This window comes from Rhodovulum kholense (genome assembly GCF_003053725.1).
Lineage (GTDB): Bacteria > Pseudomonadota > Alphaproteobacteria > Rhodobacterales > Rhodobacteraceae > Rhodovulum > Rhodovulum kholense.
On the sequence record NZ_QAYC01000001.1, the window covers coordinates 420,733 to 434,990 of the forward strand.

The following is a 14,258-nucleotide window of genomic DNA, read 5'->3' on the forward strand; positions in this document are numbered from 1 at the left end:
ACCCTCTCGGGCACAGTGGCCCCGGGACAGGGCGGCGGGGACCGCCCTTGGAACGCAACAAGGAGGTCCAAGGTGCTTGGAATAAAAAGAAGTTTCTCTGCGCTGATGCTGACGGCCGGGCTGCTTTCGGCGCAGACGGCGCTGGCGCAGGGCACGCTGCGCATCGGCATGACCGCGGCCGATATCCCGCTGACCACCGGCCAGACCGACCAGGGCGGCGAGGGCATGCGGTTCATGGGCTACACGGTCTATGACTCGCTCATCGAGTGGGACCTGACCTCGGCCGACAAGCCCTCGACCCTGATCCCGGGGCTGGCCACCGAATGGGCGGTCGATGCCGAGGACAAGACCAAGTGGATCTTCAAGATCCGCGAGGGCGTCAAGTTTCATGACGGGTCGGACTTTACCGCCGAAAGCGCGGTCTGGAACCTCGACAAGCTGCTGGACGACACGTCCGAACAATACGACCCGCGCCAGGCGGCGCAGGGCAAGTCGCGGATCCCGGCGGTCGCGAGCTACCGCGCCATCGACCCGCTGACGCTGGAAATCACCACCAAGACCCCCGACGCCACGCTGCCCTATCAACTGGCCTGGATCCTGATGTCGTCGAAGGCCAACTGGGAGGCCCATGGCAAGGACTGGGAACAGGTCGCCATGGAGCCCTCGGGCACCGGCCCCTGGAAGCTTGAGGAATTCGTGCCGCGCGAGCGCGCCGAGATGGTGCCCTTCGCCGAATACTGGGACGAGACCCGGGTGCCGAAGCTCGACAAGATGGTGCTGATCCCGCTGCCCGAGCCCAATGCCCGCTCGGCCGCCCTTTTGTCGGGACAGGTCGACTGGATCGAGGCGCCCGCGCCCGACACCATCCCGGCGATGACCGCGAACGGCTTCGTGATCTCGTCGAATGCCTATCCGCATAACTGGACCTGGCACCTGTCGCGGCTGGAAGGGTCGCCCTGGAACGACATCCGCGTGCGCAAGGCCGCGAACCTCGCCATCGACCGCGAGGGCATGGGCGCGCTTCTGGGCGGGCTGATGGTGCCCGCCAAGGGCTTCCTGCCGCCCGGATCGCAATGGTTCGGCAAGCCAAGCTTCGATGTGCGCTACGACCCCGACGAGGCCAGGCGCCTGCTGGCCGAGGCGGGCTACGGCCCCGACAAGCCGCTGAAGGTCAAGGCGCTGATCTCGCCCTCGGGGTCGGGACAGATGCTGCCGCTGCCGATGAACGAATACATCCAGCAGAACCTCGCCGAGGTCGGCATCGATGTCGAGTTCATGGTGGTCGAGTGGAACCAGATGATCAATCTCTGGCGCGCGGGGGCCGCCGATCCGGCGGTCGAGGGCAGCCAGTCGATCAACTTCACCTACTTCATCCAGGACCCGTTCACGGGGCTGATCCGGCACCTGTCCTGCGACCTGATCGCGCCGAACGGCACCAACTGGGGGCATTATTGCGACCCCGAGATGGAAGAGCTGTTCACGAAGATCCGCAACACCTTCGATCCGGCCGAACAGGATGAGGTGATGCGGCGCACGCACGAGAAATTCGTCGATGACGCGCTGTTCCTGATGGTGACCCATGACGTGGCGCCGCGCGCGATGAGCCCGAAGGTCAAGGGCTTCGTGCAGGCGCAGAACTGGTACCAGAACTTCTCGTCGATCACGATGGAGTAAGGGCCCGTCCGGGTCCGGCGCCCCCGCCGCCCGCGCGCGGCGGGGCCGTTTCCGAAGGAGAAGACCTTTCATGTTCAGCTATTTTCTGAGGCGGCTGATCCTCGTGCTGCCGGTCGCGTTCGGCGTTTCGGTGATCTGCTTCCTGCTGGTCCAGATCGCGCCCGGCGACCCGCTGACCGCGATCATGCCGGTCGATGCCACGGCCGAGGAACAGGCGGCGATGCGCGCGGCCTACGGGTTGGACCGGCCGCTGCCGGTGCAATACGCGATCTGGGTCGGCAATCTCGCGCAGGGCGACATGGGCCGGTCGATCGCGACCGGGCGCCCGGTCGCGGGCGAGGTCTTCGGCGCGGTGCAGAATTCGCTGCTGCTGGCCGTCAGCGCCGCCGTCATCGCCTTTCCCATCGGCATCTTCCTGGGCTTCCTCGCGGGCTATTTCCGCGACACCGCGCTCGACAAGGCGGTGACGGCGGTGTCGATCGCGGGCGTTTCGGTGCCGAATTACTGGCTCGGGATCGTGCTTGTCATCATCTTCTCGGTCAATCTGGGCTGGCTGCCCTCGATGGGGGCGGGGCCGGGCGGCTCGCGCGACTGGTCCTGGAACTGGGAGCATATGCGCCATCTGGTCCTGCCCGCGGTGACGCTGGCCGTCGTGCCCATCGGCATCGTCGCGCGCACCGTGCGGGCGCTGTCGGGCGACATCCTCAGCATGGATTTCGTGCAGGCGCTTTACGCCAAGGGCATGAGCCGGTTCGACGTGCTGATCCATGTCGGCCGCAATGCCGCCGCGACCGCGCTGTCGGTGATGGGGCTGCAACTGGGCTATCTGCTTGGCGGCTCGATCCTGATCGAGACCGTCTTCAACTGGCCGGGCTCGGGCTTTCTGCTGTCGAACGCCATCTTCCAGCGCGACCTGCCGCTGTTGCAGGGCACGATCCTGGTGCTGGCGCTGTTCTTCGTCGCCATGAACCTCATCGTCGACGTGGCCCAGGCCGCCATCGACCCGCGGATCAAGAGGAGCTGAGCCGATGGCGCTGACCGAAACCCTCGAGCCGGTTCAGACCCCAGAGGCGCGCAAGGGCTACTGGGCGGGCGTGGCGCAGCGGCTGGCCCGCGACCCGGTCTCGATGTTGTGCCTCGCGGTCGTCGCGGCGCTGATCCTGGCCGCGATCTTCGCGCCGTATCTCGGGCTGGCCGATCCCTACAAGGGCTCGATGATCGCGCGGCTCAAGCCCATCGGCACGCCCGGACATCTGCTTGGCACCGACGAACAGGGCCGCGACATGCTGGCCCGGCTGATCCATGGCGGGCGGCTGACGCTGTTCATCGGGCTGATGCCGGTGGTCTTCGCCTTCTTCATCGGCTCGGCCCTCGGCGTCGTCGCGGGCTATGTCGGCGGCAGGCTCAACACGATCATCATGCGTGTGGTCGATGTCTTCTTCGCCTTCCCCTCGGTGCTTCTGGCCATCGCCATTTCGGGCGCGCTGGGGGCGGGGATCGTCAATTCACTGGTCTCGCTGACCATCGTCTTCGTGCCGCCCATCACCCGCGTCGCCGAGGCGGTGACCTCGGGCGTCCGGAGCCTCGACTATATCGACGCGGCGCGGGCCACAGGGGCCAGTGCGCTGACGGTGATCCGGGTCCATGTGATCGGCAACGTGCTGTCCCCGATCTTCGTCTATGCCACCTCGCTGACCAGCGTCTGCATGATCCTCGCGGCGGGTCTCTCGTTCCTCGGGATCGGCGTCCGCCCGCCCGAGCCGGAATGGGGCCTGATGCTGAACACGCTGCGCTCGGCGATCTATGTCAATCCGTGGCTCTCGGCGCTGCCGGGGGTGATGATCTTCGTCACCTCGCTGTGCCTCAACCTGCTGAGCGACGGCGTGAGGAGTGCGATGAATGTCCGCGACTGAGCTTTACGACCGGCTGCCCGACCGGGGCGGCCCGGGCCAGCCGCTGCTGACGGTGCGGGGCCTGAGGAAATACTTTCCGATCCGGGGCGGCATCCTCGGGCGCACCCGCGCGATGGTGCAGGCGGTCGATGGCGTGTCCTTCGAGGTCCGCAAGGGCGAGACGCTGGGCATCGTCGGCGAATCCGGCTGCGGCAAATCCACCACGGCGCGGCTGGCGGTCGGGCTGATCGAGCGCGACGAGGGCGATATCATCTTCGACGGCGACGCGCTGGGCGACACGCTGAGCCTGCGCGAGCTGCGCCGCGGCATCCAGATGGTGTTTCAGGACAGCTATGCCTCGCTGAACCCGCGGCTGACCATCGAGGAGTCGGTGGCCTTCGGCGCCCGGGTGCAGGGCCTTTCGGACCCGATGGGACGCGCGCACGGGCTGCTGGCGCGGGTGGGGCTTGATCCTGCGCGCTTTGCCCAGCGTTATCCGCACGAGCTGTCGGGCGGCCAGCGCCAGCGGGTGAACATCGCCCGGGCGCTGGCGATGTCGCCCCGGCTGGTGGTGCTGGACGAGGCGGTCTCGGCGCTGGACAAGTCGGTCGAGGCGCAGGTGCTGAACCTGCTGTCCGATCTGCGCGCCGAATTCGGGCTGACCTATATCTTCATCAGCCATGATCTGAACGTGGTGCGCTATATCTCGGACCGGGTGCTGGTGATGTATCTGGGCGAGGTGGTCGAGGTCGCGCCGGTCGATGCGATCTGGGCGCGGCAGGCCCATCCCTACACCCGCTCGCTGTTCTCGGCGATGCCCTCGATGGACCCGGACAACCGGACCGAGGAACCGCCCCTGACCGGCGATCCGCCGAACCCCATCGACCCGCCCGAGGGCTGCCGGTTTCACACCCGCTGTCCCTTCGCGGCGACGCTGTGCGGGCGCAAGGTGCCCAAGCTTCGCAAGATCGGCGCGGATGGCCACCTGGCCGCCTGCCACCTGCATGACCCTGCGTCCGGCCATCCCAAGGCGGGGAAGATCGCATGACCGACAAGCTGCTTGAAATCGACCATCTGACGGTACGCTTCAAGGGCGCGCGGACGGTCCATGCCATCAACGACCTGTCGCTGTCGCTGGGGCCGGGCGAGACGCTGGCGCTGCTGGGCGAAAGCGGCTCGGGGAAAAGCGTGACGCTGAAGGCGCTGTTGCGGCTTCTGCCGCCGAAACGGACCGAGATCGAGGGCGACATTCGCGTCGGGGGCACCGACATCCTGCGGCTTTCCGGCCGGTCGCTGCAGCGCTATCGCGGCGGCGACGTGTCGATGGTGTTTCAGGAACCGGCGCTGGCGCTCGACCCGGTCTATACGGTCGGCGCCCAGATCGCCGAGACGGTGATGCGTCACAAGGGCGTCAGCCGGTCCGAGGCGATGGAGGTCGCGCTCGACATGCTCAAGCGCGTGAAGATTCCGTCGCCCGAGCGGCGGCTGCAGAACTATCCGCACGAGCTGTCGGGCGGCATGCGCCAGCGGGTGATGATCGCGCTGGCTCTGGCCTGCCGTCCGCGGCTTTTGCTGGCCGACGAGCCGACAACGGCCCTTGACGCCACCGTCCAGATCCAGATTCTGCTTTTGTTGCGCGAGCTTCAGAAGGAATTCGGAATGGGGGTGATCTTCGTCACCCACGATATCGGCGTGGCGGTGGAAATCTCGGAACGGATCGCGGTGATGTATGCCGGCCAGATCGTCGAGGAGGGCACCACCCGCGAGATCATCAAGGACCCGCGTCACCCCTATACGCGCGGTCTTCTGGCGGCAAACCTGCACGATGTGGCACGGGGAGAGCGGCTGGCCGCGATCCCGGGCGCGCCGCCCGCGCTGGAAACCCGGCCTGCCTCCTGTTCCTTCGCGCCGCGCTGTGCGCTGGCCGGACCCGATTGCCGGGCCGGGCTGCCGCCTGTCGTGACCCCTGCGCCGCGGCGCCGCGTGGCCTGTCTGCGCGCCGACGAGGCCGTTCCTGCCGAGTGACCGGATGCTGATCGAAGAAGATGCCTATCATGCCTTCATGCCCTATCCCGCCGTGCCGGTGGACAATGCCCCCCATGGGCCGCTGTCCGGGCTGACGCTGGCGGTCAAGGATCTGTTCGATGTCCGGGGCTATCGCACCGGCTGCGGCTGTCCGCTGAAACTGGCCGCGAGCCCCGAGGCCGAGACCACGGCCCCGGCCGTCCGGCGGCTGCTGGAGGCGGGGGCGCGCTTCGTCGGCAAGACCCATACTGACGAGCTGGCCTGGGCGCTTTACGGCATGAACCCGCATTTCGGCACCCCGGTGAACCCGAAGGCCCCCGACCGCATCCCGGGCGGGTCCTCGTCGGGCTCGGCCGTCGCCGTCGCGGCGGGGCTGGCCGATATCGCGCTTGGCACCGATACCGGCGGATCGGTCCGGGCCCCGGCAAGTTTTTGCGGCACCTGGGGGCTTCGACCGACCCATGACCGGGTGCCGCTGGCGGGCGCGATGGCGCTGGCACCCAGCTACGACACCGCCGGGCTGTTCGCGCGGGACGGCGCGACGCTTCTGGCCGCGGCCGGGGCGCTGATGGACCCCGACCCGGTGCCGCTGCCCGAGATACCCGACCTGCTCTGGCCCGCCGACATGGTGGCCCAGCTTGACGAGGCGCCGCGCGCGGTGCTGGAGGCGGCCTTCGGCACCATGCCCTCGCGCGAGGTCGAGGTTTATCCCGAGGGCGCGGACGCGGCCTATGCCGCCTACCGGGTGACCAACGGCGCCGAGGCGCGCGAGACGGTTCTGCCGTTCATCCGCCGCTCGGGCATGCCGCTGGCGCGCGGCATCGACGGGCGCGTGGCGGCGGCCGCCGCGCTGGAGGAGGCCGAGATCGACAAGGCCCGCGCCACCCGTCATGCCTTTGCCGCCCATCTCGAGGAACTGCTGGTCGATGCCGTCCTGCTGGCGCCCGCGGTCCATGCGGCCCCCTTCGCGCTTGACGCGCCGGACGAGGTCTTGGAGGGCTTCCGCCATGACGCGATGCGGCTTCTGTGCGTCGCGGGGCTGGCCGGGCTGCCGCAGGTGGTGCTGCCTGCGGGCATGGTCGAGGGCGCGCCTTACGGGGTGTCGCTGATCGGGCCGCGCGGGTCGGACCTGTCGCTGGTCGCGCTGGCCCGGCGGCTGGCGCCCGAGCCGCATCCATGACCGCCTGTCCGGTCGAAGCACGGCTGCGAGAGCTGGGCCACAGTCTGCCCGACAGCGCGCCGTCGCGGGCGATGTTCCTGCCGGGCAAGCTCAGCGGCAACCTGCTGTTCCTGTCGGGTCAGATCTGCGAATGGGAGGGCGTCCCGCGCTATTTCGGCCCGGCCGATGACAGTCTGGATCTGGCCGAGGCGCAGGCGGCGGCGCGGATGTGCGCGCTGAACCTTCTGTTCTCGATCCGCGCGGTGGTCGGCTCTCTGGGCCGGGTGCGCGAGATCGTGCGGGTCGGGGGCTTCGTCTCGGCGCGGCCGGGCTTTGAGGCCGGGCCGATGGTCGTCAACGGCGCCTCGCAGCTTTTCATCGACCTCTGGGGGACGGCCGGTCAGCATGCCCGGACGGCGGTCTGCGTGGCTTCGCTGCCCGCCAATGCGCTGGTCGAGATCGACGCGGTGGTCGAGATCGCCTGAGACCGGTTCGCGGCCTAGCCGCCGGTATGGCTCATGTGGCGGCTGACCTGACCGTCGGCGCGCTGGCGCGAATAGTCGAAATCATGGCCCTTGGGTTTGGCGGCGATCGCGGTGCGGATCGCCCCGATCAGCGCGCCGTCATCGCCGGGATGGGCGCGCAGCGGCGCGCGCAGATCGGCGCGGTCCTCCTGACCGAGGCACATGTAAAGCTCGCCGGTGCAGGTCACCCGCACCCGGTTGCAGCTTTCGCAGAAGTTATGCGACAGCGGCGTGATGAAGCCGATCTTCTGCCCGGTCTCGGCCAGCCGCACATAGCGCGCGGGTCCGCCGGTGCGTTCGGCCAGATCGACCGTGGTGAAGCGGTCTTCCAGCCGCGCGCGCACGTCGCGCACCGACCAGTACTGATCGACCCGGTAGTCGTTGCCCAGATCGCCCATCGGCATGACCTCGATGAAGGTCAGGTCCATGTCTTGGGCGGCACACCAGTCGACCAGATCGAACAGCTCGTCCTCGTTGACGCCCTTCAGCGCGACGGTGTTGATCTTGACCCGGAGCCCCGCGGCCTGCGCCGCCTCGATCCCGCGCCGGACCTGATCGAGCCGGCCCCAGCGGGTGACGCGGGCGAACTTGTCGGGATCGAGCGTGTCGAGGCTGACATTGACCCGCCGGACCCCGGCCTCCCACAGCGCCGCGGCGTGCTTTTCCAGCTGCGAGCCGTTGGTCGTGACGGTCAGCTCGTCCAGCGCGCCGCTGTCCAGATGCCGCCCCATGGCACGGAAGAAGGTCAGGATGTCGCGGCGGACCAGCGGCTCGCCGCCGGTGATCCGCAGCTTCCGGACCCCGAGCCCGATGAAGGCCGAACAGAGCCGGTCGAGTTCCTCCAGCGTCAGCAGGTCCTTCTTGGGCAGGAAGGTCATGTTCTCGGCCATGCAATAGACACAGCGGAAGTCGCAGCGGTCGGTGACCGACACACGCAGATAGGTGACGGCGCGGGCGAATGGGTCGATCAGGGGCGGCTGCTGCATCATGTCGCAGAAGGTAAGGGCAGGGGGTGCGCGCGGCAAGCACCTTTCGGGGGCCGCGCGAAGCCGCTAGGCTGGGGCGCGATGCTGGGATCGAGGAGATCGCCGATGCGGCGTGCAGACGGAACGACCCGGGGCCTGACGGCCGCCAGAAAACTGGGACCGGGTTTGGGACTGGCTCTGGTGCTGGCCGGGTGCAACGGCGCCGGAACGCCGCTTGGCGGCGGTGCCGCGCCGCCCGCCGAGGAGATCCCGGCCGATACCGGCGCGCCGCTTTCGGCGCTTGGGACCCTGCCGACCGACGGGGTCCCCGAGGCCACCGGTCCCGAGGCCGGGGCGGGTGCCGGATCGGGCGCCGGATCGGGCACGGTGCCGACCGCCCCTTCCGGGCTGGCCGAGGCCACCGCACCGGTCTTCGGGCTTGAACGCGAGCTGGGCGTGACGACCGCCTCGCTGGGCGATCCGAACGAGGCGGGGTTCTGGGCGGTGACGCCGCTGGTCGACGAGACCCGGCGCGGCCGTCTGGCCGATCCGGTCTCGGGCGCCAGCGTGCAGGTCGAGCTGAGGCCCAGCGACAGTTCGCCCGGGGCGGGCACGCGGGTCTCGATGGAGGCGCTGCGGGCGCTGGGGCTGCCGCCGATCTCGCTGACCAATCTCAAGGTCTACGTGTCGGAATAGGCCCCGGCGAGTCCCGGCCGATTCTTTGACGAAGGCGGGCTTGCGAAACGGTCCGGCCGAATGGCGCGCATTGTTCTGGCAAAATTCTGTCGCGGTCGCCGGTTTCGTCAGACAGGCCGATCCGGAGCGTGCCGGATCGCGGCAGATCATCGTTTCCGGTTTCCTGGCGTGCCGCCGCCGAACCGCCCTCATCGTTTCCGGTTTCGCCGGTAAACCCCCCGGGCTTGCGCGGTTCTGGACCACCTGCTGCGGGGCGGGGACAGGGCCATGCCTTCTTTAGGCCATACTCCGCCGTAGCCCCCCAAGGCGTCCCGGGTTAAGGTTTTGTCAACCGATCCGGGGGCGGTCGGGCGGCTGTGCGGGGGCTTGGCCGATCGCGGGGCGGGACGTGCGCGGGACCGGCAAATCGGGTCGGCCGGCGCCGATCCAACCAGGGCAGCTCGGGTCGCCTGCGTCCCGTGCGCGTTCCGCAGGCGATTGCGCCACTGGTTTAGGCCGTGGCCCCGCGACAGATGAAATCCAGGCTCTTGCGCCCGGAGCGTTTCCCCTGCAAAACGTCGCACCCGCTGGACAGGTGCCGATGCAGACGGCACGATCCGGCGGCGCGCGTGAGAACCCGGGGAAAGAAAATGTCCGACGAGTCCGAGGCCTGGCACATGATGCCGGTGGCGATCCTGGCAATCCTCTGGAACCTTGCCGGATGCGCCGATTACGTGATGACGCAATATGGCGTGGCGCCGTATCTTCAGCTTTTCACCCAGACGCAGGCCGCCTATTTCACCTCTGTTCCCGCCTTTGTCGACGGCGCCTGGGCGGTCGCGGTCTGGGGCGGTCTGCTCGGCGCGGTGCTGCTGTTTCTCAGGGTCGGCGCGGCGCCCTGGGTGCTGGGCTTTTCGGCCCTGGGGATGACCACGGCGGCGGTCTGGCTGATCGGCTTCGCGACGCCCGGCCTGACCGAGGTCGCAGGCTATTTCGGCGACGCGATGATCGCCGGGGCGGCGGCGATGGCGATCCTGTTCTATGCCTATGCCCGCCGGATGCGGGTTCTGGGCGAGCTTTAGCGCCCCGCCCGGGCGCGCCAGTCGGTCCAGTCCTCGGGCGTGTCGAGATCGGTGACGGCGCGTCCGCCCGGCAGGGCCAGCCTGCGTACCGTCTCGCGGGCCAGCAGGTCGCGCCCGCCGACATCGCCCGCCACCGTTTCAAGCGCGGGGAAAAGCCGTGCCGGAAAGACCACCGGATGGCCCGGGCGGCCGTCCTCGGCGGTGGCGCGCAGGCAGCTGTCTGGGGCCTCGGCGAAGCTCTCGATCAGGCGGAGGAGATCCTCCGTTTCGATCTCGGGCAGGTCGGGCAGCATCACCATCAGCCCGCGCGCGCCCGCGGCGGCTGCGGCCTCGGCCCCGGCGCGCAGCGAGGCCGCCATGCCCTCGGCCGGGTCGACATGGGTGACCCTGAGGCGTGGCAGTCCGTCCAGCTGTTCGGCTCTGGGACCGCCCGCATGGCGGGGCAGGGTGACCAAAACCGGGGCGCCGCTGGCCCCGGCCCGGCGGGCCTGACGGCGCAAGAGCGCCTCGCCGTCGACCGTCTCGAGCAGCTTGTCCCGCCCGCGCATCCGCGACGAGGCGCCGGCGGCGGGCATGAGGATCAGGATGTCGGTCATCTTGGCCGGTCCCCCTCTTTGTGAACGGCCTGCCGCCCCCGCGCGGCCGCCGTCAAGGTCATGAAACCCGACTGCTCCGCTGCGGTCCGTGACGGTAACAAAGATTAACGACCGGGTCGAAGACGGAGGAGATGCCGATGGGCAGACGGGTCATGCGGGCGCTGTGCGCTCTGGTGCTTATCCTAGGGGCAGGGGAGGCTCTGGCGCAAGGGCAGGGACGGGTGACGCCTCTGACGCCGACGGCGCGGCTGCTTTTGCTGGCCCCGCCGCCGGTGCAGCCGGTCTATTGCTGCAAGGTCTGCAGCAAGGGCAAGGCCTGCGGCGACAGCTGCATCAGCCGCAGCCGGTCCTGCCATGTGGGGTCCGGCTGCGCCTGCGACGGCTAGCGCGGGGCCTAGCGTTCGGGGATCAGCCCGCGCGGGCTGAAGCGCAGCACGACCAGCAGCACGACCCCCATGGTCAGGAGCCGCATATGCGCGACGCTGTCCAGAAGATGCGTCTTCAGCGCCGAGCCGTCGGCCATGCCCGAGGTGATCACGCCCATCAGCCAGGCGCCCAGGGGTTCCACCTGCACCCAGAGGAACCAGATCAGGAAGCCGCCCAGCACCGAGCCCCAGTTGTTGCCCGACCCGCCGACGATCACCATCACCCAGATCAGGAAGGTGAAGCGCAGCGGCTGGAACGAGCTGGGGGTGAGCTGGCTGTCATAGGTGATCATCATCGCGCCTGCGAGCCCGCAGATGGCCGAGCCGAGGATGAAGATCTGCAGATGCCGGCGGGTGACGTCCTTGCCCATGGCGGCGGCGGCGGTCTCGTTGTCGCGGATCGCGCGCATCATCCGGCCCCAGGGCGATTTCAGCGCCTTCTCGCACAGCCAGAGCAGGACCACCAGCACCAGGGCGAAGAGCCCCGCATACAGCAGCTTGACGAAGATGGTCGAGGCGGTCAGCGGGTCCAGCCCAAGGTCCTGCGCGCGGGCGACGAATTCGGCGCTCGATTGCAGGTCGACCTCGTAGGGCACGGGGCGCGGGATGCCGTTGACGTTCTTGACGCCGCGGCTCAGCCAGTCCTCGTTCTTGAGGACCGCGATGATGATCTCGGCGATGCCGAGCGTGGCGATGGCCAGATAGTCCGACCGAAGCCCCAGCGCGGTCTTGCCGATCACCCAGGCCGCCCCCGCCGCCAGCAGGGCGCCGACCGGCCAGCCGATCAGCACCGGCAGGCCGAGCCCGCCCAGATAGCCGGTCGCGGCCGGGTCGATGGCCTCGATCGCCTCGACCGCCGGATCGAAGATCGCGCGATAGAGAAAGAAGCCCGCGATCAGCCAGAGGATCATGGCGATCCCGCGCAGACGGCCCTTGCCCAGCTTTCGCCAGATCGCGATGGCCCCGGCAATGACGCCCAGCCCGACGGCCAGCCCGGCCCAGACGCGGACGCCGCCCGCGGCCCAGGCCTCGGGCACCGGCGGCATTGCGATCAGCACCACGGCCAGACCGCCCAGCGCCGAAAAGCCCATGACGCCGATGTTGAAGAGCCCGGCATAGCCCCATTGCAGGTTGACCCCCAGCGCCATCACCGCCGAGATCAGCCCGTAATTCAGGATGAAGAGCGCGGCGTTCCAGCTTTGCAGAAAGCCCGTGCCCGCGATCAGAAGGGCCACCAGCGCGAAAAGCGCCCGGTCACGCATGGTCATATGGATTTCCCCCGGAAAAGCCCCGTCGGCCGGAACAGCAGCACGATCACCAGGATCACGAAGCTGACCGCGAACTTGTAGTCGGTGCTCAGAAGCTGCACGAGCCCGTCAGGCGCCAGATTGTCGGGCAGGGTATAGGTCAGCACCTTCTTCCAGGCATAGGTGACCATCACCTCGGAATAGGCGATCAGGAAGCCGCCCGCGATGGCGCCCAGCGGGCTGCCGATGCCGCCGACGATGGCCGAGGCGAAGATCGGCAGCAGAAGCTGGAAGTAGGTGAAGGGCTTGAACGACTTGTCGAGCCCGTAGAGCACGCCCGCGATGGTCGCCAGCGCCGCCACGATGATCCAGGTGATCGCCACCACGCGTTCGGGGTTGATCCCCGACAGCAGCGCCAGATCCTCGTTGTCGGAAAAGGCCCGCATCGACTTGCCGGTGCGGGTATAGGTCAGGAACCAGAAGAGCAGCGCCACCACGATGACCGCCGTGACGATGGTCAGCCCCTGGGTGCTGCGGATCGCCAGCCCCTCGGAGAGGCCCGTCATCTTGCGGAACTCGCCCGCGGTGACGATGAAGCGCTCGCCATCGGCGAAGTTCTGTTCGCCCGGCCCGATGATGATCCGGACGATGCCGTTGAGGATGAACATCACCCCCATCGAGACGATGACCAGGATCACCGGCTTGGCCCGCTGCTGGCGGTAGAAGCGATAGACCAGCCGGTCGGTGCCCAGCACCATCAGCGCGGTCCCGGCGATCCCGAAGGGCAGGGCCAGCAGGGCTGTGGGCAGCGGCCCGAACGAGACCCCGGCCGCCTGCAACGCCCAGGTGACGAGGATCGTGACCATGGTCCCGAAGGCCATGGTGTCGCCATGGGCGAAATTCGAAAAGCGCAAGACGGCATAGATCAGCGTGACCCCCAGCGCCCCCAGCGCAAGCTGGGCGCCGTAGGCGGTGGCCGGGACCAGCACGAAATTGGCGAAAGCCACAAGGGCATTGAGGAAATCCATCACTCGCAGGTCCCGATATAGGTCGTTGAAACCGGCCCCTCGGCCGAATGAACGGTGTAGCGCGCGGCGGGCCCGGAAAGCGCCATATAGTGCCGCTTGGCCCCGGCACCGCCTTGCAGAAATAGCGTGCCGCCGGGTCTGGGGCCGGGTCCGGGGCCGCTTCCCGGCCCGCTCAGCGTGCCGATGGTCTCGACGCGCCCGTCGGAAAGGCTCAGATCGGCGCGCGCCAGCACAACGCCCGCCCCCAGGCCGCCGATCCGTCCGCTGACGGCGGCCGTCACATCGGTCGCCTCGCAGGGCGCGGCCTCGCGGCAGGCGGTTGCGAAATGGCAGCGCATCTCGAACCCGTTCGGGCCGGGGTCCCTGGCGGTCTGCGCGGCGGCAGGCAGGGCAAGCGCGGCCCAGAGCACGAGCAGACCGGCCAGCGCGGCCAGGTTCCGCGGCCGGGACGCGATCTCGGGGGCGTGGGTCACGGCGTGACTCCTTCGAACGGGTCCGGGGCGCGCGCCTCTGCGCCCGGACAGGCTTCAGTCCTTTTCGGCACAGGTGCCATGCACGGTGACGGCAATCGTCCGGGGCGTGCCGCCCTCGGGGTCGAGCAGCACCGCGTCATGCCGGGTCAGCACGAAATCGAGCGTGTCGAAGACGGTCAGCACGCCCGCGCCCTGGCCGGGTTCCAGCCCGCCGCCGCTGGCCTGCAGGCGCACGCCTTCGGTGCCGGGCAGGCGGCGGAATTCGTAGAACCGCCCGGTTTCGTCGGCGCCCTCGGGCGTCATCACCACCTTGGCGCCGGTCTTGCGCCCGACCTCCAGCGCATAGCGCAGCTCGGTCGGCTGACAGCCCGCGCTGCCCGCCTCGAGATTGCTGACGCAGGTCAGTTGCGCCACGCAGTCGAGGCTGACGGCCGCCGCCCCCGCCGCGCCGGCCGAAACCGCCACCAGGGATCCTGCAAGGATTGCCAGATGT

16 protein-coding genes are annotated in these 14,258 nt (G+C 68.9%); 10 read left to right on the forward strand and 6 right to left on the reverse strand.

Annotated features, from left to right (window positions below; genetic code table 11):
* Positions 1–72: 72 nt before the first annotated feature.
* From C8N38_RS01950 to C8N38_RS01980, 7 genes are all read left to right on the forward strand, one after another.
* A complete protein-coding gene (locus tag C8N38_RS01950; RefSeq protein ID WP_342750281.1) occupies positions 73–1,674 on the forward strand; it encodes an ABC transporter substrate-binding protein in 1,602 nt (533 codons plus the stop codon).
* Between the two features lie 70 nt (positions 1,675–1,744).
* A complete protein-coding gene (locus tag C8N38_RS01955; protein ID WP_108023378.1) occupies positions 1,745–2,698 on the forward strand; it encodes an ABC transporter permease in 954 nt (317 codons plus the stop codon).
* A 4-nt stretch (positions 2,699–2,702) separates the two neighbouring features.
* Complete coding sequence (locus C8N38_RS01960) at positions 2,703–3,587, forward strand: ABC transporter permease (protein ID WP_108023380.1); 885 nt, start codon at positions 2,703–2,705, stop codon at positions 3,585–3,587.
* Positions 3,574–4,614, forward strand: a complete 1,041-nt coding sequence (locus C8N38_RS01965; RefSeq protein ID WP_108023382.1) for an ABC transporter ATP-binding protein — start codon at positions 3,574–3,576, stop codon at positions 4,612–4,614. Before C8N38_RS01960 ends, C8N38_RS01965 begins: the two co-directional genes overlap by 14 nt.
* Positions 4,611–5,591, forward strand: coding sequence for an ABC transporter ATP-binding protein (locus C8N38_RS01970; protein WP_108023384.1), 981 nt, complete (start codon positions 4,611–4,613; stop codon positions 5,589–5,591). Before C8N38_RS01965 ends, C8N38_RS01970 begins: the two co-directional genes overlap by 4 nt.
* A 4-nt stretch (positions 5,592–5,595) precedes the next feature.
* Positions 5,596–6,771 carry an amidase gene (locus C8N38_RS01975; RefSeq protein WP_108023386.1) on the forward strand — a complete coding sequence of 392 codons (1,176 nt, stop codon included), beginning with the start codon at positions 5,596–5,598 and terminating at the stop codon, positions 6,769–6,771.
* A complete protein-coding gene (locus tag C8N38_RS01980; protein WP_108023387.1) occupies positions 6,768–7,235 on the forward strand; it encodes a RidA family protein in 468 nt (155 codons plus the stop codon). The genes C8N38_RS01975 and C8N38_RS01980 overlap by 4 nt, the downstream gene beginning before the upstream one ends.
* Before the next feature lie 14 nt (positions 7,236–7,249).
* On the opposite strand, the gene moaA is transcribed toward C8N38_RS01980, so the two are convergent.
* Positions 7,250–8,260: a GTP 3',8-cyclase MoaA gene (moaA, locus tag C8N38_RS01985; RefSeq protein ID WP_108023703.1), complete on the reverse strand. Its 1,011-nt coding sequence runs from the start codon at positions 8,258–8,260 to the stop codon at positions 7,250–7,252.
* Between the two features lie 105 nt (positions 8,261–8,365).
* On the opposite strand from moaA, the gene C8N38_RS01990 reads away from it, so the two are divergent.
* Together C8N38_RS01990 and C8N38_RS01995 are read left to right on the forward strand one after the other, a co-directional pair.
* Positions 8,366–8,935, forward strand: coding sequence for a hypothetical protein (locus tag C8N38_RS01990; protein ID WP_108023389.1), 570 nt, complete (start codon positions 8,366–8,368; stop codon positions 8,933–8,935).
* 629 nt (positions 8,936–9,564) lie between these two features.
* On the forward strand, positions 9,565–9,996 hold the full coding sequence (locus tag C8N38_RS01995; RefSeq protein ID WP_108023391.1) for a hypothetical protein: 432 nt from the start codon (positions 9,565–9,567) through the stop codon (positions 9,994–9,996).
* Here the strand turns inward: C8N38_RS01995 and C8N38_RS02000 are convergent.
* Positions 9,993–10,592: a nucleotidyltransferase family protein gene (locus C8N38_RS02000; RefSeq protein ID WP_108023393.1), complete on the reverse strand. Its 600-nt coding sequence runs from the start codon at positions 10,590–10,592 to the stop codon at positions 9,993–9,995. The genes C8N38_RS01995 and C8N38_RS02000 overlap by 4 nt on opposite strands.
* A gap of 137 nt (positions 10,593–10,729) precedes the next feature.
* On the opposite strand from C8N38_RS02000, the gene C8N38_RS21045 reads away from it, so the two are divergent.
* The gene (locus tag C8N38_RS21045) at positions 10,730–10,978 is read left to right on the forward strand and encodes a hypothetical protein (RefSeq protein WP_146176212.1); all 249 of its coding nucleotides are present in this window, start codon (positions 10,730–10,732) and stop codon (positions 10,976–10,978) included.
* A gap of 8 nt (positions 10,979–10,986) precedes the next feature.
* On the opposite strand, the gene C8N38_RS02005 is transcribed toward C8N38_RS21045, so the two are convergent.
* Genes C8N38_RS02005 through C8N38_RS02020 form a run of 4 tightly spaced genes read right to left on the reverse strand, consistent with a single transcriptional unit; the run spans position 10,987 to position 14,230 of the window.
* A complete protein-coding gene (locus C8N38_RS02005) occupies positions 10,987–12,279 on the reverse strand; it encodes a branched-chain amino acid ABC transporter permease (RefSeq protein WP_108023705.1) in 1,293 nt (430 codons plus the stop codon).
* A gap of 2 nt (positions 12,280–12,281) precedes the next feature.
* Entirely contained in the window at positions 12,282–13,292 is a 1,011-nt protein-coding gene (locus tag C8N38_RS02010) for a branched-chain amino acid ABC transporter permease (protein WP_108023395.1), read from the reverse strand.
* A complete protein-coding gene (locus C8N38_RS02015) occupies positions 13,292–13,765 on the reverse strand; it encodes a hypothetical protein (protein ID WP_108023397.1) in 474 nt (157 codons plus the stop codon). The genes C8N38_RS02010 and C8N38_RS02015 overlap by 1 nt, the downstream gene beginning before the upstream one ends.
* 54 nt (positions 13,766–13,819) lie before the next feature.
* Positions 13,820–14,230 (reverse strand): hypothetical protein, encoded by a 411-nt coding sequence (locus C8N38_RS02020; RefSeq protein ID WP_108023399.1) that lies wholly within the window; start codon positions 14,228–14,230, stop codon positions 13,820–13,822.
* Between the last annotated feature and the right edge of the window lie 28 nt (positions 14,231–14,258).